Annotated in this window: 13 protein-coding genes; 7 read left to right on the forward strand and 6 right to left on the reverse strand. The window is 74.1% G+C overall.

The window, feature by feature from the left end:
* Positions 1 to 77: 77 nt before the first annotated feature.
* Both AMK24_RS24170 and AMK24_RS24175 read left to right on the forward strand, forming a co-directional pair.
* The gene (locus tag AMK24_RS24170) at positions 78 to 647 is read left to right on the forward strand and encodes a hypothetical protein (protein WP_073770952.1); all 570 of its coding nucleotides are present in this window, start codon (positions 78 to 80) and stop codon (positions 645 to 647) included.
* Positions 644 to 1,279 (forward strand): hypothetical protein, encoded by a 636-nt coding sequence (locus tag AMK24_RS24175; RefSeq protein WP_073770953.1) that lies wholly within the window; start codon positions 644 to 646, stop codon positions 1,277 to 1,279. Before AMK24_RS24170 ends, AMK24_RS24175 begins: the two co-directional genes overlap by 4 nt.
* 137 nt (positions 1,280 to 1,416) lie before the next feature.
* Here the strand turns inward: AMK24_RS24175 and AMK24_RS24180 are convergent, their stop codons facing one another.
* Both AMK24_RS24180 and AMK24_RS24185 read right to left on the reverse strand, forming a co-directional pair.
* Positions 1,417 to 2,214: a tyrosine-protein phosphatase gene (locus AMK24_RS24180; RefSeq protein ID WP_073770954.1), complete on the reverse strand. Its 798-nt coding sequence runs from the start codon at positions 2,212 to 2,214 to the stop codon at positions 1,417 to 1,419.
* Positions 2,215 to 2,332: 118 nt separating this feature from the next.
* Positions 2,333 to 2,845 carry an SHOCT domain-containing protein gene (locus tag AMK24_RS24185; protein WP_073770955.1) on the reverse strand — a complete coding sequence of 171 codons (513 nt, stop codon included), beginning with the start codon at positions 2,843 to 2,845 and terminating at the stop codon, positions 2,333 to 2,335.
* 269 nt (positions 2,846 to 3,114) lie between these two features.
* On the opposite strand from AMK24_RS24185, the gene AMK24_RS24190 reads away from it, so the two are divergent.
* From AMK24_RS24190 to meaB, 3 genes are read left to right on the forward strand one after another with little or no spacing between them, the layout of a single operon-like run.
* Positions 3,115 to 4,977 (forward strand): methylmalonyl-CoA mutase family protein, encoded by a 1,863-nt coding sequence (locus AMK24_RS24190; protein WP_073770956.1) that lies wholly within the window; start codon positions 3,115 to 3,117, stop codon positions 4,975 to 4,977.
* Entirely contained in the window at positions 4,977 to 7,208 is a 2,232-nt protein-coding gene (gene scpA, locus AMK24_RS24195; protein ID WP_073770957.1) for a methylmalonyl-CoA mutase, read from the forward strand. Before AMK24_RS24190 ends, scpA begins: the two co-directional genes overlap by 1 nt.
* A 12-nt stretch (positions 7,209 to 7,220) precedes the next feature.
* On the forward strand, positions 7,221 to 8,267 hold the full coding sequence (gene meaB, locus AMK24_RS24200; RefSeq protein ID WP_073770958.1) for a methylmalonyl Co-A mutase-associated GTPase MeaB: 1,047 nt from the start codon (positions 7,221 to 7,223) through the stop codon (positions 8,265 to 8,267).
* 219 nt (positions 8,268 to 8,486) lie between these two features.
* On the opposite strand, the gene AMK24_RS24205 is transcribed toward meaB, so the two are convergent.
* The 3 genes from AMK24_RS24205 to AMK24_RS24215 all read right to left on the reverse strand — a co-directional run bounded on the left by AMK24_RS24205 (position 8,487) and on the right by AMK24_RS24215 (position 11,963).
* A complete protein-coding gene (locus AMK24_RS24205) occupies positions 8,487 to 10,244 on the reverse strand; it encodes an immunity 49 family protein (RefSeq protein ID WP_073770959.1) in 1,758 nt (585 codons plus the stop codon).
* A 150-nt stretch (positions 10,245 to 10,394) separates the two neighbouring features.
* Complete coding sequence (locus tag AMK24_RS24210; protein WP_073770960.1) at positions 10,395 to 11,054, reverse strand: MSMEG_1061 family FMN-dependent PPOX-type flavoprotein; 660 nt, start codon at positions 11,052 to 11,054, stop codon at positions 10,395 to 10,397.
* 117 nt (positions 11,055 to 11,171) lie between these two features.
* Positions 11,172 to 11,963 (reverse strand): ABC transporter ATP-binding protein, encoded by a 792-nt coding sequence (locus AMK24_RS24215; protein ID WP_073770961.1) that lies wholly within the window; start codon positions 11,961 to 11,963, stop codon positions 11,172 to 11,174.
* A 149-nt stretch (positions 11,964 to 12,112) separates the two neighbouring features.
* On the opposite strand from AMK24_RS24215, the gene AMK24_RS24220 reads away from it, so the two are divergent.
* Entirely contained in the window at positions 12,113 to 13,120 is a 1,008-nt protein-coding gene (locus AMK24_RS24220; protein WP_073770962.1) for an ABC transporter substrate-binding protein, read from the forward strand.
* 98 nt (positions 13,121 to 13,218) lie between these two features.
* Here AMK24_RS24220 and AMK24_RS24225 read toward each other — a convergent pair whose 3' ends face one another.
* Positions 13,219 to 14,400, reverse strand: coding sequence for a M20 family metallopeptidase (locus tag AMK24_RS24225; RefSeq protein WP_073770963.1), 1,182 nt, complete (start codon positions 14,398 to 14,400; stop codon positions 13,219 to 13,221).
* 137 nt (positions 14,401 to 14,537) lie between these two features.
* Between AMK24_RS24225 and AMK24_RS24230 the strand changes: the two genes are divergently transcribed.
* Positions 14,538 to 21,902 carry an amino acid adenylation domain-containing protein gene (locus tag AMK24_RS24230; protein ID WP_079190617.1) on the forward strand — a complete coding sequence of 2,455 codons (7,365 nt, stop codon included), beginning with the start codon at positions 14,538 to 14,540 and terminating at the stop codon, positions 21,900 to 21,902.

Here is a 21,902-nt window from a genome sequence, read left to right on the forward strand (position 1 = left end):
GGCCCGGACCGAGAGGGGCTGAACACTGTGCGACAGCAGAGCTACGTACCGGCCGACGAACGTTGGGGGCGGTAGCCGTGACGACAGCGATCATCATCGTCGCCGTGGTCGTCGTGGCGGCCATCGCCGCGTTCCTGCTGCTGCGCGGGCGCACGGCCGGCGGCCGGGGACTGCGCAGCCGTTTCGGACCGGAGTACGACCGCGTCGTCGCCCGGCACAGCGGTGACACCAAGGCGGCCGAGCGGGAGCTCGAGGACCGGGTGAAGCGCCACGGGCACCTCGAGGAACGACCGCTGACCGAGGAGGCCCGCGCACGCTACGCCGACCGCTGGGCGAGCACCCAGGAACTGTTCGTCGAGTCGCCGGAGCGGTCGCTGGCCGAGGCCGACACGCTGCTGGCCGATCTGGCGCGGGAGCGCGGCTTCCCCGAGGGCGACGACCGGGACGACGCGCTCTCCGTCCACCACGGCGCGCACGTCCACGGCTACCGGCGCGTGCGCTCCGCGCGCAACGGGACGGCCGGCACCGAGGAGATGCGCGAGGCGCTGATGGACGCCCGCGACCTCTTCGCCTCGCTCCTCGCGGACGGCGGGTCGCAGCGCGCACACGGCAACGGACATCTGGTGAAGGGACATCGCGCATCATGACGCAGGCACCGAACGACAGGACGAACCCGCCCGGCGGCTCCGGCCTCCCCGAGGGCGCCGGACCGATCGACACGGGCACGCCCGTCAGGCGGCCGGCCGCGCCCGGGACGGCCACGAGGACCGTCACGGGCAGGGAGAAGGCGGCGGAGCCGATGGAGAAGCCCGCCGCGGCCCCCGCGACCGGGGCCGGCCCCCTCTCCCCCCACGCGCCCGGGCCCGCTTCCGGCCCCCCGGCCCCGGACGCGCCCGCACCGGTCCCCCCGGCCCACGACGCGGCGGCGGACCCCCGGACCGCTCCCGGCCCGGGAGCCGGACCCGCCTCCCCCGGGGGCCACGTCGAGGACGGTCCGCGCGCCGGACGCCCGCTGTTCGCCCCGGAGCAGCGGGAGGCGTTCGCCGCCCGCATCCAGCAGGCCGTCACCGGGTTCGTGGAGGACCCGCGCCGGGCCGTGCGGGACGCCGACGCCACGTTCGAGGAGGTCGTCGCGGACCTGGAGGCCGCCCTGCGGGAACGCGGGCGGAAGCTGCGCGCGGGGAAGGGCGAGGACGCTCCGGCGGCGGCGGAGACCGAGGACCTGCGGATCGCCCTCCAGCACTACCGGGATCTGACCGAACGGCTCGTACGTCTGTAGCCGGGGTCCGAGGCGCTGTCGTCGAACTGCCGCCTGCCGGGCGACCACGGTGGTGACGACCGGCCCTGGGCGGACGAAGGGGCCGGTGCGGCCAGGGGACTCCTGGCCGCACCGGCCCCTTCGCGCGCCCGCCCGTCTCAGCCGCGGACCACCAGGTCCTCGCGCAACCGCTCCAGTACGGGGGCGGGCACGCCCAGTCCGTCGCGCACATAGCCGTCGAGGCCGCCCCACCGCTCGTCCATGGCGTCGAGGGCCATGTCCAGGTAGCGGGGGCGGACCTCGATGATCGCGGCGGCGACGGCGGGGTCGCCGCCGCGATCGAGGAACTGCGCCACCTGCGGGGCGAACGCCGCCCGTACGGCCGGGTTGACTCCGAGGAAATCCGCCCGGACCGTGGCGCGGGGCGCTCCGAGGACCATCAGCAGCACGGCCGCCGCCCAGCCGGTGCGGTCCTTGCCCGCCGTGCAGTGGAAGAGCACCGGACGGGCGCGGGCGTCGGCGGCGGTCTCCAGGAAGGCCCGGTAGGCGGCGGCCGCTCCGGGCGAGAGGACCATCTTGCGGTAGGTCTCGGCGAACAGCTCCTCGGCACGGCCGCCGCCGAGCGTCCGTTCCGCCTCGGCCGGGTCGGCGAGCAGGGAGCGCAGCCGGGCGGGCGCGACGCCGGGGTGGTCGCCCAGCACGTCGGCGACGAAGAGCCGGGACCGGACCGGCAGCCGGTCCGGGGCCCACCGGCGCTCGTCGGCGGTGCGCAGGTCCACGACGGTGCGGACGCCGAGCGCGAAGACCGCCCGGTCGTTCTCCGGGTCGAGTTCGCTCAACTGGCCCGAGCGGAAGAGGACGCTCTGGCGCACCCGGCGGTCACGGCCCAGGGCGATGCCGCCCAGGTCGCGCAGATTGACAACGGTGGAGGCCGGAACGGTCCGGGCGGTCTGCACGATGAACTGCCTCTTTCCCCGAGGAAATCCAGGAATTCCCCATATCAGGATCAACGTCGGTCGCGGGTGGGGCCCGGTGCCGGAGACGCGGTCCGGCCGCCCGGGCGCCGGAAGGAGCTCAGTCCGACAGGAGTCTGGTCTTCTGCTCCACGAACTCGTCGTCGCTGAGGATCTCGCGCTTCCACAGGTCGGCGAGGCGCTCCAGGCGGTCGATGATGTCGTCGCCGTCGGCCCCCTCCCCACCGGTCCCGGGACCGAGGCGTTCGTGCGCGACGAGGACGCCGCCCGCCTCGCGGACCGCGCGGGCCGCTTCCGTGCTCCACCGGTCCTCCCGGACGACGATCGCGGCGACGTCCCCGGCGGGCACCCTCTCGTCGAGCAGGTCGAGGTCCTGGGGGCTCAGCGTCGCGGCGTCGCCGCCGTCCGCGTCCACGGGGACCGCTCCTCCGGTGTCCAGCGCCCGCAGTTCCACCTGGGCCGGTGCGCCGCCCCCGGGCCGGTGGACGAAAGCCAGATCGGCGGCCCCTACGGCGCCGGAGGACACCGCTCGGGCGAGGGCGGGGGCGATCGACCCGGTGAAGCTGCTGCCGGGGAAGGCGATGACGAGGTACTCCACAGGTCCGACGGCCACGGTCGCGTCCTCTCCGTGTCCCGGCGGCCGTGGGCACGCCGGGGTGGATACGGGCATTCCAGGGATGGCATAACAAATCAGGAAACTACGCACATAATATGCATCGCTGGTCCGATTCATCCCGATGTCGCGACCCGTCGTGTTGCCCGTCACCGGGCGGTCCCACCGGTTACGCGACCGTGTGTAAAGGATCAAGTGCATCTCCGCGAGGGCAAGGTCACAGCCCGGGCCCCTGCTGCTCTTTCCGCGCCCTGCCCTAGCATCTGAGCATGACGGTCCAGCCTGCTGACGGGCTCTCTCCAACCGCCGCGTTCCCCGACCCCTCCCACGACCAGTGGCAGAGCCTCGTCGAAGGCGTACTGCGCAAGTCGGGTAAGGAAGTCTCGGGCGCGGCCGCCGAGGAAGCCCTGTCCACCCCTTTGGAGGACGGGCTCACCACCCGCCCCCTCTACACCGCGAACGACGAGTCCCCGGACACCGGCTTCCCCGGCTTCGCCCCCTTCGTCCGGGGCGGCAGAGCCGAGGGGAACGCGGCGGGCGGCTGGGACGTGCGCCAGCGCCACGCCCTCACCGACCCCGTCCGGCTCAACGAGGCGCTCCTGGGCGACCTGGAGAACGGGGCCACCTCGCTCTGGCTCGCGGTCGGCGGCCCGGCGGGCGTCCCCGTCGACGGGCTCGCGCGGGCGTTGGAGGGGGTGTACCTCGATCTCGCGCCGATCGCCCTGGATGCCCCGGCCGGCCTGGACGCCGCGGCGACGGAGCTGTTGAGGCTGTACGGCGAGCGCGGCGTGGCCAAGGGCGAAGTGCGCGGCACCCTGGGCGCCGACCCGCTCGGCCACGAGGCCCGGACGGGCGTCGAGGCCGACCTCGCCCCCGCCGTGCGCTGGGCGCAGCGGTGCGAGGCGGAGTACCCGGGGCTGCGGGCCATCGCCGTGGACGCGCTGCCCTACCACGAGGCGGGCGGCTCGGCCGGCGAGGAGCTGGGACTCTCCCTGGCCGCCGGCGTCGCCTACCTGCGGGCCCTCACCGAGGCCGGGATGAGCGTGGAAGCGGCCTGCGGGCAGCTGGAGTTCCGCTACGCGGCCACCGCCGACCAGTTCCTGACGATCGCCAAGCTGCGCGCGGCACGCCGACTGTGGGCGCGGGTCGCCGAGGCGTCCGGGGCTCCCGCCGCCGGAGCGCAGCGGCAGCACGCGGTGACCTCGCCGGTGATGATGACGCGCCGCGACCCGTGGGTGAACATGCTGCGCACCACCCTGGCCACGCTGGGCGCGGGGGTGGGCGGCGCGGAGTCCGTGACCGTGCTGCCGTTCGACCACGCACTGGGCCTGCCCGACGCGTTCGCGCGGCGGATCGCCCGCAACACCTCGACGATCCTCATCGAGGAGTCCCACCTGGCGCGGGTCATCGACCCGGCGGGCGGTTCCTGGTACGTGGAGCGGCTTACCACCGAACTCGCCGCAGCGGCTTGGGAGTTCTTCCAGGAGACCGAGCGGGCTGGCGGCCTGGCCGCCGCCCTGCGCTCGGGAATGGCCGCAGAGCGGCTGGCCGCCACCTGGGCGGTGCGCAGCGCGAAGCTGGCTCGTCGCAAGGAGCCGATCACCGGGGTGAGCGAGTTCCCGATGCCCGGCGAGCGCGCGGTGGAGCGGGAACCCGCGCCCGACCCGTACGCCGGGGCGCCGGGCGGTCTCCCCCGGGTCCGGCGGGACGAGGCGTTCGAGGCGCTGCGCGCCCGGTCGGACGCGCACCTCGCGGCGACCGGGAGCCGCCCGAAGGTGTTCGTCGCCGCGCTCGGCCCGGCCGCGGCGCACACCGCGCGGGTCTCGTTCGCCGTCAATCTCTTCGGGGCCGGCGGGATCGAGGCGGTGCACGAGCCGGTCTCGGTGGACGCGGACACCGCCGCCGGGGCGCTGAAGTCCTCCGGGGCGCCGATCGCCGTGCTGTGCTCGTCCGACGCGCTCTACGCCGAGCAGGCGGAGGCGGCGGCCGGTGCGCTGAAGTCGGCGGGCGCGGCGCGGGTGTTCCTCGCCGGACGGCCCGGCGAGTACGCCGACGTCGACGCCTACGTCTTCGCGGGCTGCGACGCGGTCGCCGTTCTCACCTCCGTACTCGACCGCATGGGAGTGGCGTGATGCCGACCTCGCCCACGGACCGGAAGCCCTCCGTTCCCGATTTCTCCGACGTTCCGCTCGCCTCCGACGCGCCCGCCGCTCCGGCCGGTTCGGCCGAGGAGTGGCAGGCGGCCGTGACGAAGGCCGCCGACGGCGCCGAGGCTCCGCTCTGGGAGACGCCCGAGGGCATCACGGTCAAGCCGCTCTACACCGGTGAGGACCTGGAGGGCCTGGACGCGCTGCACGGCTATCCGGGCATCGCCCCGTACCTGCGCGGGCCCTACCCGACGATGTACGTCAACCAGCCCTGGACGATCCGCCAGTACGCCGGTTTCTCCACGGCCGAGGAGTCCAACGCCTTCTACCGGCGCAACCTCGCGGCCGGGCAGAAGGGCCTGTCGGTCGCCTTCGACCTGCCGACCCACCGGGGCTACGACAGCGACCACCCCCGGGTGACGGGCGACGTCGGCATGGCCGGGGTGGCGATCGACTCGATCTACGACATGCGCCAGTTGTTCGACGGCATTCCGCTGGACCGGATGTCGGTGTCGATGACGATGAACGGCGCGGTCCTTCCGGTGCTGGCGCTGTACATCGTCGCCGCCGAGGAACAGGGCGTACCGCCCGAGAAGTTGGCCGGGACCATTCAGAACGACATTCTGAAGGAGTTCATGGTCCGCAACACCTACATCTATCCGCCGTCGCCCTCGATGCGGATCATCTCCGACATCTTCGCTTTCACCTCACGGAAGATGCCGCGCTACAACTCCATCTCGATCTCCGGCTACCACATCCAGGAGGCCGGGGCGACGGCCGATCTGGAGCTGGCGTACACGCTGGCCGACGGGGTGGAGTATCTGCGCGCCGGACGTGAAGCGGGCCTGGACGTCGACGCGTTCGCGCCGCGTCTGTCGTTCTTCTGGGCGATCGGGATGAACTTCTTCATGGAGGTCGCCAAACTGCGGGCGGCCCGGCTGCTGTGGGCGCGCCTGGTGAAGCAGTTCGATCCGAAGAACCCCAAGTCGCTCTCCCTGCGCACGCATTCGCAGACTTCGGGGTGGTCGCTCACCGCGCAGGACGTGTTCAACAACGTGACGCGTACGTGTGTGGAGGCGATGGCCGCGACGCAGGGGCACACCCAGTCGCTGCACACCAACGCGCTGGACGAGGCGCTGGCGCTGCCCACCGACTTCTCCGCCCGGATCGCCCGCAACACCCAGCTGCTGCTCCAGCAGGAGTCGGGCACCTGCCGGGTCATCGACCCGTGGGGCGGCAGCGCGTACGTGGAGAAGCTGACGCGGGACCTCGCGGACCGGGCCTGGCAGCACATCGAGGAGGTCGAGGCGGCCGGCGGGATGGCGAAGGCCATCGACGCGGGCATCCCCAAGCTCCGGGTGGAGGAGGCGGCGGCGCGCACGCAGGCGCGGATCGACTCCGGGCGGCAGCCGGTGATCGGCGTGAACAAGTACCGGGTGGAGACCGACGAGCAGATCGACGTGCTCAAGGTCGACAACTCCTCCGTGCGCACGCAGCAGATCGAGAAGTTGCGCCGGCTGCGCGAGGAGCGCGACGAGGCGAAGTGCCAGGAGGCGCTGGGCGCGCTGACGGCCGCCGCCGGGCGCGACCCCGGGCCGGGCCTGGAGGGCAACCTGCTGGCGCTGGCGGTCGAGGCGGCGCGCGCGATGGCCACGGTCGGCGAGATCTCGGACGCGCTGGAGAAGGTGTACGGGCGCCACGCCGGGCAGATCCGTACGATCTCCGGTGTGTACCGCAAAGAGGCAGGAGAGTCCCCTTCCGTGGACCGGACCCGTGCGCTGGTCGACGCGTTCGAGGAGGCGGAGGGCCGCCGGCCGCGCATCCTGGTCGCCAAGATGGGCCAGGACGGCCACGACCGGGGCCAGAAGGTGATCGCCACGGCCTTCGCCGACCTGGGCTTCGACGTGGATGTCGGCCCGCTGTTCCAGACGCCGGGCGAGGTGGCGCGGCAGGCCGTCGAGGCCGACGTGCACATCGTGGGCGTCTCCTCGCTGGCGGCGGGGCACCTCACGCTCGTTCCCGCGCTGCGCGAGGAGCTGGCCGCCGAGGGGCGCGAGGACATCATGATCGTGGTGGGCGGGGTGATTCCGCCGCAGGACGTCGAGGCCCTGCACGAGGCGGGCGCCGCCTCGGTCTTCCCGCCGGGGACGGTGATCCCGGACGCGGCCCACGACCTGGTGACGCGGCTCGGCGCCGCGCTCGGCCACGAGCTGTGAGCCGCTGACCGGATGGCCGCGAAGATCGATATCGACGGTTATGTGCGGGGAGTGCTCGACGGGAAGCGGGCGTTCGTGGCGCGCGCGATCACGCTCGTCGAGTCGACGCGGGCTGAACACCGGGTGCTGGCGCAGGAGTTGCTGAAACGGCTGCTGCCGCACGCGGGGGCGGCCCGGCGGATCGGGATCAGCGGGGTGCCGGGCGTGGGCAAGTCCACGTTCATCGACGCGCTCGGCACCATGCTCACCGGTCTCGGGCACCGGGTCGCGGTGCTGGCGGTCGACCCGTCCTCCAGCCGTACGGGCGGTTCCATCCTGGGCGACAAGACCCGGATGGAACGCCTGGCGGTGGACCCGGCCGCCTTCGTGCGCCCCTCCCCCACGGCGGGCACGCTGGGCGGGGTGGCGAAGGCGACCCGGGAGTCCATCGTGGTGATGGAGGCCGCGGGTTACGACGTGGTGCTGGTGGAGACGGTGGGCGTCGGGCAGTCGGAGACGGCGGTGGCCGACATGGTCGACACGTTCCTGCTGCTGACACTGGCCCGTACCGGTGACCAGCTGCAGGGCATCAAGAAGGGCGTCCTGGAGCTGGCGGACGCCATCGCGGTGAACAAGGCCGACGGTCCGCACGAGCGCGACGCCCGTTCGGCGGCGCGTGAACTGGCGGGCGCGCTCCGGCTGATGCACCCGGCGGACGCGGCGTGGACGCCTCCGGTGCTCACGTGCAGCGCGCGCGAGTCGACCGGGTTGGACACCCTGTGGGAGCGGTTGGAGCAGCACCGTGCGCTCCTGGACTCGACGGGGCGGCTGGCCGCCAAGCGGCGTGACCAGCAGGTGGAGTGGACCTGGTCCATGGTCCGCGACGAGCTGCTGGACAGCCTGCGCAGCCACCCGGCGGTGCGCGAGCTCGCGCCGGAGCTGGAACAGCGGGTCCGGGAGGGCACGTTGACGGCGACGCTGGCGGCCGAGGAGATCCTGGGCGCGTTCCGCGGCGTCGGGTCTCACGAGGACCCGGCGAGCGGTTCGCGTCCCGAGGGCGGCAGGGGCGAGTCCGCCTGAACGCGACGGCGCGCTGTGCCGACGCGGACGCACGCCGAGGGGCCCGTGGTTCGCCACGGGCCCCTCGGTACGTATCCGGTGTCCCTCATGTGGGGCGTACGCCGAGCGTCTGCACGCCGCTCCGGACCGGCGGCAGGGTCGCTTCACCCGGCGGAAACCGCTCGGCGGCGTACGGGGGCGGACGCCCCTGCGGGGGGGCAGCAGGACTCCGGAACGCGCTCAGAAGGGCTCGGCGGCCCGGAGGAACTCCTTCGGGAGGTACGCGGAGTCGACGCGGACGTCCCAGCCGCGGCGGCGGGCGTGGCAGGCCAGTGCGAGGGCGTCGAGGTTGACGGCGGCGTCCGGGTCGTCGGCCCGGTCGGCGACCTGGTAGTGGGCGCGGTGGGTTTCGAGCGCGTCGGCCAGAGCCAGGTTGAAGCTTTCGGCGTCGCCTTCCACGAGCTGGGACAGCAGGACGGCAGGCGGCATCGCCCAGCCCCACTCCTTGGCCCGCTCGGCCTGGCGCAGAGCGCGCTCGGCCGCCGCTTCGGGGTCCGTCCCCGTCAAGTAGGCGTGCAGGGCCTCGCGGTAGGCGGTGAAAGCGGAGCCGTCCGGAGCGGCATACGTCGGGCCGGTGAGCACGAGAGGGGCGAGATCCTCGCGTGAGCCGGTGATGAGGGCGAAGGCCGTGGCCGTGTGCCAGGGGCCCGGCCCGGCCTTCTCGTCGCGCTGGGCCCGGTAGCGCAGGGGGCGGCCGTCGATGGCGACCTCGACGTCGGTCCCCGGCTCGGCCAGCGCGATGCGGAACAGTGCCGCCCCCATCTGCGAGGCCAGGCGAACGTTCCGGAGCTGATCGTCCGTCGCCCCCTCGGACACCCCCGAGCGCCACTTGAACAGGCGCTCCTGACCGCCCATGGCCCGGCCGAGCCGCCAGACCGCGTGGGGCTCTTCGCCGCCGGTGGCGAGGAGGTCCGCGACGTGCTCCTCGTACAGGGCCTCGGCCTCCAGATGCACCGTCCACCCGAAGGACGGCCGCTCCACCGTCAGGGGGCCGGCGGCGAGCGCGGCCACCGCGTCGGGCCGCCGGTTCCGGCCGAACCCGGCCACCCGCGGACTCCGCGGCTCGAAGCCGGTGACCAGCGCGTGCGGAAGGTAGTCGGTCTGGACGGCCGGGGACCAGCCCAGGGTGCGGTACGCGAGCGCGGCGAGGGCCAGGGGGACGAGCGGGAGGAGGCTGCCGGGGGCGGCGGAGGCGCTGTGCAGCGCCGCGTGCCGGGTCAGGAGGCCGGCCAGCGCGGCGTCGAAGGCGTCCCGGTCCTCGGCGACCAGGGCGCGCAACGCGTGCAGTGCCGCACCGCCCGGCCGGTCCGGCAGGGGCTCGCCGGTCTCCTCGGCGCGGACGCGGACCCGGTCCAGGGCGGCGTCGAGGGCGGACAGCTTGGCCTCGGCGCTCGGCGGGTAGTCGTCCTCGTCGCCGGTGTCGTCCAGAACCACGGCCATCAGGCCGGTGGCGAGCTCGCCCGCCGGTGTGCCCCGGGTCTGCTCGACGAATTTGTCCCGGGCGAAGCGGAACGCCTCTCCGTGCCGGGCGGCTCGGTCCCTGAGGACCGCCAGGCAGAGGGCGTCGGTCCACTCCCCCGCCGTGACGCTCTCCGCGGGGGCGTCCTCGCCCCGGTCGTAGCTCATGCCGAAGTTGACGTAGTCCAGGAAGACCTGGAAGCCGCAGTGGGGATGGTAGGCCGCGTAGGCGACGGCGCCCGCCGCGGCTTCGCAGGCGTCCTTGAGGACGGCCTCGGCCTCCGGCGTGTCCAGGTCGGGCGTCTCGACCGAGAGGGCGCCCAGATACTCCAGGAACTCGTCCGCGATCGACCGCCATGCGTAGGTGGTCATCCGGTCGGCCCTCGACATGGACCGCACCCGGCTTCCGATCCGGTCGGTGAAGTCCTCCCGGGCCGCCGACACGGCGGCCCGGGAAACCTGATGACGTTCTATGCGCATGAACCCTGCCCCGCTTCTTGATCGAACCTGGGGACAGCCTAGGGAATGCCTCCGCGCTCCCGCCCGTGAGGCGTTCGTGCCTGCCGGCGGGGCCGGGGCCACGCCGGCGGGACGTGACGGCCGGCGCGCCGGCCGGGCGGGCCGTCGCGGCTACTCGTACCGGTACTTCAGCGATTCGGCCTCCACGCGCTCGATGTCGGCGATCGTCAGCTCCGGCATCCTCAGTTGGGCCAGCGTCACCTCTGCCGAGGTCGGCTGGGCGTCCGCCGGCAGCCACTGCTCCGGCTTCCAGGCGCCGCTGCGCATGAGCGACTTGGGGCAGTGCGGATAGACCTCCTCGATCCCGACCACCAGCGCTCCGGCCGGGGGCTTGCCCACGGCGGTCAGCTGCGCGAGCAGGTCGGGGCGGGTGGAGACACAGGCCCGGCCGTTCACCCTGAGGGTCGTGGTGCGCCCGGGGATGAGGAAGAGCAGCCCGGCCCGTCCGGTGTCGATGATGTTCTGCATGGTGTCCAGGCGCTTGTTGCCGGTCGCGTCCGGGATCACCACGGTCCGCGAGTCCAGGACGCTGACGAAACCGGCGGGGCCGCCGCGCGGTGAGACGTCGCAGTTGCCCCCGGCGTCCACGCTGGAGACCAGGACCAGCGAGGAACAACGGATCAACTGCCGGGTCTGCTCGGTGAGTTCGGTCATCTGTTTGCGCACGGCCGCAGCGCCGGGCAGCTCGTACGCCCGGCGCAGCTCCTCGTGGTCGGATACGGCGTCGAGGCGGAGCGAGTCGAAGGCGCTGCCGGCCGGAGATGTCGTCATGCGTTCGACCCTAGGGCCTGTCGTCGAACTGCCGCCCGCCGGGCGACGACGGCGGTGTGACGACAGGCCCTGGTGATCCGGCCGGGGTCCGTGCCGGTGCGGGGCGCGCCGGTCGGCTCAGAGGGCGGCCGCGGGCGCGCTCACCCTGGGCACGACGACGGGGGCGCCGTCGGAGGCCGCGGTGAGGATCTCCGCCTCGATGCCGTACAGCTCCCGCACCAGCGCGGCGTCCACGGTCGTGCGGGGCGGGCCGGAGGCGACGATCCGGCCGTCGCTCATGGCGACCAGGGTGTCGGCGTACCGGGCGGCGGCGGCGAGGTCGTGCACGACCATGACGATGGTGCGGCCCTGCGCGGCCACTTCGCGGACCAGGTCCAGGACCTCCACGGCGTGGCCGATGTCGAGGGCGCTGGTGGGCTCGTCGAGCAGGACCACGGGGGTCTCCTGGGCGAGGGACATGGCGAGCCAGCAGCGCTGGCGCTGGCCGCCGGAGAGCTGGTCGAGGCGGCGTCCGGCCAGCGCGGCGGTGCCGGTGGCCTCCAGGGCGCGGGTGACGGCCTCCTCGTCCCGGTGGGACCACTGGCGGAACAGGCCCTGGTGCGGGTGGCGTCCGTACCGTACGAGTCCGGCGACGGTGACCGCCTCGGGGGCCTGCGGAGCCTGGGGCAGCAGGGCGATGCGGTGGGCGGCGTCGCGCTGGCGCAGTCGCCAGACATCGGCGCCGCCGACGAGGACGGTGCCGGAGCGGGGCTGGTGGAGGCGGGCCATGGAGCGCAGGAGGGTCGACTTGCCGCAGCCGTTGGGGCCGACGATCGCCACGACCTGTCCGGAGGGGACCGTCAGATCGACCCGATCGACGGCGGTGTGACCGGCGTATCCAGCGGTGAGCTGTTCGACACGGATTTCCACGGGGACCGGCCTTTCCGGAGGACTCGGGCACCACTGCGCCCGATGCAGCTAAAGTAAGGCTAACCTTAGCTCGCTCACGAGCCGATGGGCGCGTCCCTGCGCCCGTACGGCCGTCGCCGCTTCATGTCCCGTTGAACCCGGAGCCCTTGATGAACCTGCACCGCCGTCCCGCCCGCACCGCCGCCCGGCGAGCGGCGCATGCCGTCGCCGCCCTCGGGGCCGCCACCCTGCTCCTGACGGCCTGCGGATCGGACTCCGACTCGGGCGCCTCCGCCGGGAAGGGGGCCGGCAAGGCCGAATCCGCCTCCTCCGCGACCCGTACGGTCAAGGACGCCACCGGCAGGGCCGTGGAGATCCCGGCGGAGCCGAAGCGCATCGTCACCCTGACCCAGGAGGACCTGGACGCGGTCCTGGCGCTGGACATCAAGCCGGTCGGCATCACCAACGGGCAGGGGCTGGACAAGCCTCCGGCCTACCTGGCCGACAAGGTCGAGGGCGTCGACGTCGTCGGCAACCTGCTCCAGCCGGTCATGGACAAGGTCGTCGCCGCGAAGCCCGACCTGATCCTCGCCGGTGACATGCAGGACGAGCAGGTGCTCCAGCAGCTGCGGGAGATCACCCCGGCCACGCTGGTGACGATGGCGCCGACCGACGACTGGAAGCTGTTCTTCCGGGGCGTCGGCAACGCCGTCAACAAGCTGGACGAGGCCAACGAGTTCATCACCGGCCACGAGGCCGCCGCCAAGGCCGCCGGTGAGAAGCTCGGGGCCAACAAGGGCGCGGAGGTCTCCATCGTCCGCTGGAACCCGGACGGGCCGAGCTGGATGGAGAACAAGCAGTTCGCCAGCGGCGTCGCCCTGGAGATGGGGCTGAAGCGGCCCGCGTCCCAGAACAAGGACGGAAACGCGCACACGCCGTCGCTGAGCCTGGAGAAGATCGACGAGATCGACGGCGACTGGCTCTTCATGTCCACGCTGACCTCGGACGGCGAGAAGGCGCTCAAGGACGTCCAGTCCAAGCCCGCCTACAAGGAGCTGGGCGCCGTCAAGAACGGCCACGCGGTGACCGTCGACGGCTCGGTGTGGTCCACGCGCGGCGGACCGCTGGCGGCGGACGTCGTCCTGAAGGACTACGTCAAGGCGCTCTCGGCCGAGTGACCTCGGGGGGAAGCCCCGTGCCGTGCGGCCCGGACCGGGAGCTCCCGGTCCGGGCCGCACGGCCGCGCTCGCGTACGGGGCCGGGCCCCGGCGCCGCCTCAGCCCCTGGCGGCGGCGAAGTCCGCCGCCGTCCACGCCATCCCCACCGCCCCGTCCAGCAGCGCCCGTTCGGCCGCCGGGGAGAGCGCCGCCTCGGCGAACGCGGCCTCGTGCGGGCCGCAGGCCCCCGCGCTGATGTCGAGCACCGGGTGGATGGACGGCACCACGTGCGAGACGTTGCCCATGTCGGTGCAGGCGAACGGCTGGCGCTCGACCGGTTCGGCGCGGCCCAGTTCCCGCGCGTTGGCCGTCCAGAGCCGGATCAGCTCCGGATCGCCGCGGAAGTCGAGGTAGTCGGGCTCGGGTCGCTCCAGGGCCACTTCGCAGCCGGTGGCGAGCGCCCCGGCGCGGAAGCAGTCCTCGACCCGCCGCCGCAGCTCCCGCAGGTCCTCGGCGGCCAGTGCCCGTATCTCGTACGTGGCGGTGGCCCGGTCGGGTATCGCGTTGGGCGCGGTGCCGGCGGCCGTGGTGATGCCGTGCACCCGCCACTGCGGCGGGAGTTGCTGGCGCAGCAGACCCAGGGCGACCTGGGCGACGGTCAGCGCGTCGGCGGCGTTGCGCCCCTCGTGCGGATTGAGGCTGGGGTGTGCGGCGCGTCCGGTGTAGACGACGTCCAGGGCGCCGAGCGCGAAGGAGCGGAAGTCGGCCATCTCGAAGGGGCAGGGGTGCACCATCATCGCGGCGTCCACCCCGTCGAACGCCCCGGCGTCCAGCAACAGCGCCTTGCCCGCTCCCCGTTCCTCGGCGGGGGTGCCGATGACCCGTACGGTCAGGCCGAGTTCGTCCGCGAAGGGGGCGAGACCGAGGGCCGCGCCGACCCCGGCGGCGGCGATGAGGTTGTGCCCGCAGGCGTGCCCGAGGCCGGGCAGGGCGTCGTACTCGCAGGCGATGGCGACGGTGACGGGCCCGGAACCGGTGGTGGCGCGGAACGCCGTGTCCAGTCCGTGGGCGGGGGCGGTGACCTCGAAGCCGTGCGCGGCGAGGAGGGCGGCGCAGCGCGCGGCGGCCCGGTACTCCTCGAAGGCGGTCTCGGGCTCGGCGTGCAGGCGCCGGCTCAGTTCCAGCAGGGCGGGGGCATGGCCGTCCACCGCCTCCCGCACGGCGGCCCTGAGCGTACGGAACCTGTCGCCGACCGCCTGGTCAGGACCCCTCCCGGGGCGCGGGTCTGCGGGGACGGTCATGGGTGCTCCTTGCCTCCGGGACCGCTCCGGGGCGGTCGCCTGCACTGTCGAAAGTAGGTTAACTTAGCCTTACCTAAGTGTGCGCCGTGAGCTCGACAGCCCGGTGTCCGTTGTCCTTCAGGGGAGTCGTCACACACATGCATGAGCGTCCCAACCGCCCGGCCGGCTCTTCGGCAGCAGACCTCGACGGCGTGCCCTCCCCGGGGCTCCCCCTCCTCACCGCCCAGGCGGGCATCTACTACGCGCACCAACTGGCCCCGCTGGGCGCCGAGCTGAACACGGCGGACTGCGTCGAGATCGACGGGCCGCTGGACGCGGACCTGTTCGCGGCGGCGCTGGAGCGGACGGTGGCCGAGGCGGAGACGCTCGCCGTACGCGTGCGCGAGGTGGACGGCGTACCGGTGCAGCGGATCGCCCCCTCCGTCGAACCCGTGGTGCGCCGGCTGGCGTTGACCGAGGACGAAGCCGGGGCGTGGATGCGCGAGGACCTGTCCCGGCCGGTGGACCTGGCCGCCGACGGCGCCCTGATGACGCAGGCGCTGATCCGGGTCGGCGAGGGGCGCCACCTCTGGTACCAGCGTGTGCACCACATAGCCGTGGACGCCTATGCCCTGTCCCTCATCGGGCAGCGCGTGGCGGAGGTGTACCGGGCACTGGTCGCCGAGGAGCCGCCGCCCCCGGGCCGCTTCGCCCCGCTCGGCGAACTGGTCGAGCAGGAGGCCGCGTACCTGGCGGGTGAGGAGTACGCGGCGGACCGGGCGTTCTGGACCGCGCGCATGGCGGGCTCCTCCGCCGCCGTGCCCCGCCGCTCCCCCGCCCCCGCCGACGCACCGCAGGGCGGGCCGGCCCGCCGGGTCGCCGACCTTCCCGCGGAAACCCTGGACCGGCTGTCCTCGGCGGCGCGGAGGGCGAAGGCGACCTGGGCCGAGCTGGTGGTGGCCGCGACCGCCGGCCATCTGCACCGGCTCACCGGCGCCGACGACGTGGTGCTGGGCCTGCCGCTGACCAACCGGCGGGGGCCCGCGGCCCTGCGGACCCCCGCCATGACCGTGAACGTGCTGCCGCTGCGGATCGCCGTACGCCCTGCGGACACCGCGGCCGAACTGCTGCGCCGGGTGGTGCTGGAGATCCGCGAGGTCCGCCGCCACCAGCGCTATCCGCAGGCCGACCTGCGCCGCGACCTGGCCCTGGAGTCGGCGCAGACCCCGCTCACCGGCCCCCTGGTCAACGTCAAGCCGTTCGACGGCGCGCTGGACTTCGCCGGGGCCGCGGGCACCGTGCGCAACCTCGCGGCCGGCCCCGTGGAAGGGCTCGCACTCGGTGCGGCCCCCGGCCCGGACGGCGGCCTGCGGCTGACGCTGGACGCCGATCCCGCCGCGTACGGGCCGGCGGATCTCGCGGCCCACGAGACCACCTGGCTGCGCTATCTGGACGGCCTCGCCGAATTGCTGCTGACCGACCCGGAGCGGCCGATCGGCACCCTGGACCTCCTCACCGAGGAGCAGATGCGGAACGCCGCCTCCGGCCGCTCGGAGCCCGCGGCCGCGCTCACCCTGCCCCGCTCCTTCACCGCGCAGGCGGCCCGGACGCCGGACGCCGTCGCCGTACGCTCCACGGTGGCGGGCACGTTCCGGGGGGCGGCGCCCGGGGCGGACGCCGAGGGCGCCGCCCGGCCCGGGGCCCGGCTCACCTTCGCCGAGCTGGACGCCGCCTCCGACCGGCTGGCCCACCTGCTGGCCGGGCTCGGCGCGGCCGAAGAAGCCGGCGGCACGGTGGCGCTGGCGCTGCCCCGGACCGCCGACATGGCCGTGGCCCTGCTGGCCGTGCTCAAGGCGGGCCGCGTCTGCCAGCCGCTCGACCTCGGCCACCCCGCCGCCCGCACCCTGGCCGTCCTGGAGGACGCGCGGCCGTCGTGCGTGATCGGCACGGCGGCGACGCTTGCCGCGCTGCCCGACCACGGGCTGCCGGTCGTCGGCCTCGACGACCCCGCCACGATCGACGCGTTGGCCGCCTGCCCCGGCGGGCCGCTGCCGAGCGGCCCCACCCTGGCGGACCCCGCCTACCTCATCCACACCTCCGGCTCCACGGGCCGCCCCAAGGGCGTCCTCGTCGGGCACGCCTCGCTCGCCAACCTCTGCGCGGGTCACGGCGCGGACCACATCGCCCCGGCCGTCGCCCGGACCGGCCGGGAACGCCTCCGGGTCGCGCACAGCGCCTCGTTCGCCTTCGACGCGTCCTGGGATCCGCTGCTGTGGATGGTCCACGGCCACGAGCTGCATCTGCTGGACGACGCCGCCTACCGGGATCCGGCCGCGCTGACCGCGTACGTCGACGCGCACCGGGTGGACTACCTCGACGTCACCCCCTCCTACGCCGAAGCGCTCATCGCCGAGGGCCTGCTGGACGAGGGCCGCCATCACCCGGCCCATCTGGTGGTCGGCGGCGAGGCCGTCCCCCCGAGCCTGTGGGAGCGGCTGACGGCGGCCGAGGCCGTCCACCCGGTCAACCTCTACGGGCCGACCGAGACGACGGTCGACGCCTACTACTGGACGCCCGGCGCCTCGCCCGCCGAGCCGGACGGCCGCCCCGTGCGCGGCTCGCGCGTCTACGTCCTGGACTCCTCCCTGCGGCCCGTGCCCGCCGGAGCGACGGGTGAGCTGTACGTCGCGGGGGCCTGCCTGGCCCTCGGCTACCTGGGCCGCCCCGACCTGACGGCCGAGCGGTTCGTCGCGGACCCCTTCGGCGCACTCCACGGGGACGCCGGGGGCCGGATGTACCGCACCGGGGACCTGGTGCGCCGGCGCGAGGACCACACCCTGGAATTCCTCGGGCGCGGCGACGACCAGGTCAAGATCCGGGGCTTCCGCATCGAGCTCGGGGAGATCCGGGCCCGGCTGGCCTCCCATCCCCGGGTCGCGGCGGCCGCCGTCATCGCCCGCGACACCGGTCACGGCAAGCGGCTGCTGGCCTACGCGGTCCCGGCAGGGGCCAGGAGCACCGGCTCCGAAGGAGCGGGCCCCGCCCCGGACGCGCCCACCCCCGCCGCACTCCGCGACCACCTGGCCGCGGCCCTGCCCGAGCACATGGTCCCCGCGACCGTGACGCTCCTGGACGCCCTGCCCCGTACCGTCAACGACAAGCTCGACCACCGCGCCCTGCCCGACCCCGGACCGCTCTCCCCCGCCGGCTCCGGCCCGAAGGACGCGGACGCCGGGCCGCACACCGAGATCGTGCGCGGGCTCTTCGCCGACGTGCTCGGTACCGCCGAACCGCCGGCCGCCGACGCGGGCTTCCTCGACCTCGGCGGGCACTCGCTGCTCGCCGCCCGGCTGGCCGCCCGTGTCCGGGAGCACTTCGGGGTGCCGATGGGCATCGCGGACGTCTTCCGGCACACCACGCCCGGCGCCCTGGCCGCGCTGGTCCGCGCCCGCGCTGGCGCGGCCCTTACCCCCGTCCCGCTCTCCCCCGTCCCGCGCACCGGCCCCCTGCCCCTCTCCCCGGCCCAGCAGCGGCTGTGGTTCCTCCACCGGCTCGAAGGCCCCAGCCCCACCTACAACATCCCGCTCGTGCTGAGCGTCACCGGCCCGCTCGACCGTGACGCGCTCCAGCTCGCCCTGCACGACCTGGTGGAGCGTCACGAGACACTGCGCACGGTCTGTGCGCCGGCGGAGGACGCCCCCTCCGGCGCCGAGGGCGAAACCGGCGGCGGCACGCCCGACGACGTCCCCCGCCAGCGCGTACTCCCCGCCGACGACCCGGCCGCCCGCCCGGTGCTGCACCTGGCGGAGCCCGGCGACGACCTCACCGAGGCCGTGCGGTACTGCTTCGACCTCGCCACCGAGCCGCCGCTGCGCACGGTCCTGTTCAGCGAGTCCCCCCACCACCACACCGTCCTCCTGCTGCTGCACCACATCGCGGGCGACGGGGCCTCCACCACTCCCCTGACCCGGGACCTGGCCACCGCCTACACCGCCCGCGCCGAGGGCCGCGTACCGGAGTTCACGCCGCTGGCCGGCCAGTACGCGGACCACGCCGCCCGGCTCCAGTCGCTCCTGGGCACCCCGGCCGAGCCGACCCCGCTCGCCGAGGCCCAGCTCGCCCACTGGCGACAGGCGCTCGCCGGACTGCCGGACCAGCTGGAACTGCCCACCGACCGGCCCCGACCGCCGGTCGCCGCCTCGGCGGGCGACACCGTGCCCTTCCGCCTGGACGCCACGACGCACCAGGCGCTGCGCCGGCTCGCGCGGGCGCACGGGGCGACCGTGTTCATGACCGTGCAGGCCGGGCTCGCCGCCCTGCTGACCCGGCACGGCTGCGGCGCCGACATCCCCCTCGGCACCCCCGTGGCGGGCCGCGACGACGACGCCACGGCCGGGCTCGTCGGCTTCTTCACCAACACCGTGGTGCTGCGCACCGACACCTCCGGCGACCCCGCCTTCGGTGATCTGCTGGACCGGGTGCGCGCCACCACGCTCGCCGCGTACGAGCACGACGCGCTGCCTTTCGACCACCTCGTCGAGGCGCTCAACCCGCCGCGCTCGCTGGCCCGGCACCCGCTGTTCCAGGTGATGCTGGCCTGGCAGTCGATCGCGGACGAGCCCGTCGCCCTCGGCCCGGACACCACCGCGCGGCTGACCGCCGTACCGTCCGGCACCGCCAAGTTCGACCTGACCCTCAACGCGGGTGAACTGCCCGGCGGCGGGATCGGCGGCTTCCTGGAGTTCCGCACCGATCTCTTCGACCGCTCGACCGCCCAGGCCCTGGCGGACCGGCTGGCCCGGCTGCTCACCGCGGCGGCCGAGCGGCCCGGGACGCCCGTCGGCCTGCTCCCGGTCCTCGGGGACGACGAGGTCCACCGTGCCCTGGTCGGGGCGAACGGCGTCCTCGACGACCGTCCGGCGCCGCTCACCCTGGCCGAGGTCTACGGTGCCGCCGCGCGCCGCCACCCGGAGCGGACGGCGGTCAGCTGCGGGGACGAGTCGCTCACGTACGCCGAACTGTCCTCGCGGGCCCAGTCGTTGGCACGGCTGCTGGCGTCCAGGGGCATCGGCCCCAATTCGATCGTGGCGCTCGCGCTGCCGCGCTCCACGGACCTGGTAGCCGGGCTGCTCGCGGTGTCCCTGGCGGGGGCCGCGTACCTCCCCATGGACCCGGACTACCCGGCGGACCGGCTCGCGTACATGCTGGAGGACGCCCGTCCGGCGGCGCTGATCACCGACACGGCGACGGCGGGGCGGCTGCCCGCGCACGACCTGCCGCTGGTCACGGCGGACGAGGCGGCCGCCTTCCCCGACGGCCCCCTCGGCCAGGCGGACCGCACCCGGCCGCTGACCCCGCAGGACCCGGCGTACGTCATCTACACCTCGGGATCCACCGGGCGCCCCAAGGGCGTCGTGGTCACCCAGCACAACGTGACGCGGCTGCTGACGGCGACCGAGCACTGGTTCTCGTTCGGGCCGGACGACGTGTGGACGCTGTTCCACTCCTACGCGTTCGACTTCTCGGTGTGGGAGCTGTGGGGCGCGCTGCTGTACGGCGGCCGGGTCGTCGTCGTCCCGCATGCGACCAGCCGTGATCCGCACGCCTTCCTGCGGCTGCTGGCGGACGAGAAGGTGACCGTCCTCAACCAGACGCCCTCCGCCTTCTACCAGCTGGCCGCCGCCGACCGGGAGGCCCCGGGGCACGAACTGGCTCTGCGGTACGTGGTGTTCGGCGGGGAGGCGCTGGAGCTCGGGCGGCTCACGGACTGGTACACGCGTCACCGCGAGAACGCGCCGACCCTGGTCAACATGTACGGCATCACGGAGACCACGGTCCACGTCTCGTATCTGGCGCTGGACCGGGCGACGGCGGCCTCCGCGACCTCCAGCACCATCGGCGTCAACATCCCGGACCTGCGGGTCTACGTCCTCGACGACCGGCTGCGGCCGACGCCGCCGGGGGTGACCGGCGAGATGTACGTCGCGGGGGAAGGGGTGGCCCTCGGCTATCTGGGCCGCCCGGACCTGACGGCGGGGCGCTTCGTGGCCGACCCGTTCGCGCACCTCTTCGGGGAGAGCGGGAGCCGGATGTACCGCTCGGGCGATCTGGCCCGGCGGCGAGCGGACGGGGTCCTGGAGTACTTCGGGCGGGGCGACCAGCAGGTGAAGGTCCGCGGGTTCCGTATCGAACTCGGCGAGATCGAGGCGGTGCTGGCCTCCTGCCCGGAGGTCGCGGATGTGGCGGTCGTGGTCCGCGAGGACGTGCCGGGCGACAAGCGGCTGGTGGGCTACGTCGTCCCGTCGCCCGGCGCCGAGCCGGTCCCGGCCGCTCTGCGCGGGCACGCCGCCGCCACGCTTCCGGCGCACATGGTCCCCTCGGCGGTGGTGGTGCTGGACCGGCTGCCGCTGACCGGCAACGGCAAGTTGGACCGCAAGGCGCTGCCCGTGCCGGGTGTTCCGGCGACCGCCGGGGGCCGCGCGCCGCGCACGGTCCGCGAGGAGCGGCTCTGTTCGGTCTTCGCGGAGGTGCTGGGGCTGCCGTCCGTCGGGGTGGAGGACAACTTCTTCGACCTGGGCGGCCATTCGCTGCTCGCGGTGCGGCTGGCCGGGCGGATCGGGTCGGCGTTCGGGGTCGAGGTGTCGATCGGCACGGTGTTCCAGGCGCCGACGCCCGCGGCCCTGGACGCCGCGCTGGACGTCTCGCGCGAGGAGGACCCGCTCGACGTGCTGCTGCCGTTGCGGCCCGCCCGCCCCGGCGACCGCGCCCCGGTCCACTGCGTGCACCCGGCGGGCGGCCTGAGCTGGTGCTACGCCGGTCTGATCCGACATCTGCCGGCCGATGTGCCGATCTACGGGCTCCAAGCGCAGGGCGTCGGGGAGGCGACCGCGGACGAGCCGCTGCCCGCCACACTGGAGGAGCTGGCCGCGCACTACGCGTCCCGGATCCGCGAGGTCCAGCCGGAGGGGCCGTACCGGCTGCTGGGCTGGTCGACCGGCGGCATCATCGCGCACGCGATCGCGGCCGTGCTCCAGGAGGCGGGCCAGGAGGTCGAGTTGCTGGCGATCCTCGACGCCTATCCCGCCGAGGGGTTCCGGGGGCTGCCGGTGCCCGACCGTGCCGAAGCCCTCGAATCGCTGCTCACCATGGGCGGTTACGGCCCCGACAGCCTCGGGGACGAGGAGCTGAACACGGCGAACGTGGTGGGGGTGCTGCGCCGCGAGGGTTCCCCGCTGGCCGCGCTCTCCGCCGCGAAGATCGAGGCGCTCGGCGAGGTGTACCTCAACACCAACGATCTCGTACGGGCCTACGACCACCGGGTGTTCCGGGGCGATGTGCTGTTCTTCCGGGCCACGGTGGACACCATCGACGCCACCCTGACGCCCGAGACCTGGACCCCCTACGTGAGCGGGCGCATCGACAACACGGACGTCGCCTGCTCCCACAAGGACATGACCCTGCCCGAGCCGATCGCGCACATCGCGCGCGTGGTCGCCGACCGACTGACCGAGCTGGAGAAGTGA

Origin of the sequence: Streptomyces sp. CB02366 (assembly GCF_001905905.1) — a bacterium.
Taxonomy (GTDB): domain Bacteria; phylum Actinomycetota; class Actinomycetes; order Streptomycetales; family Streptomycetaceae; genus Streptomyces.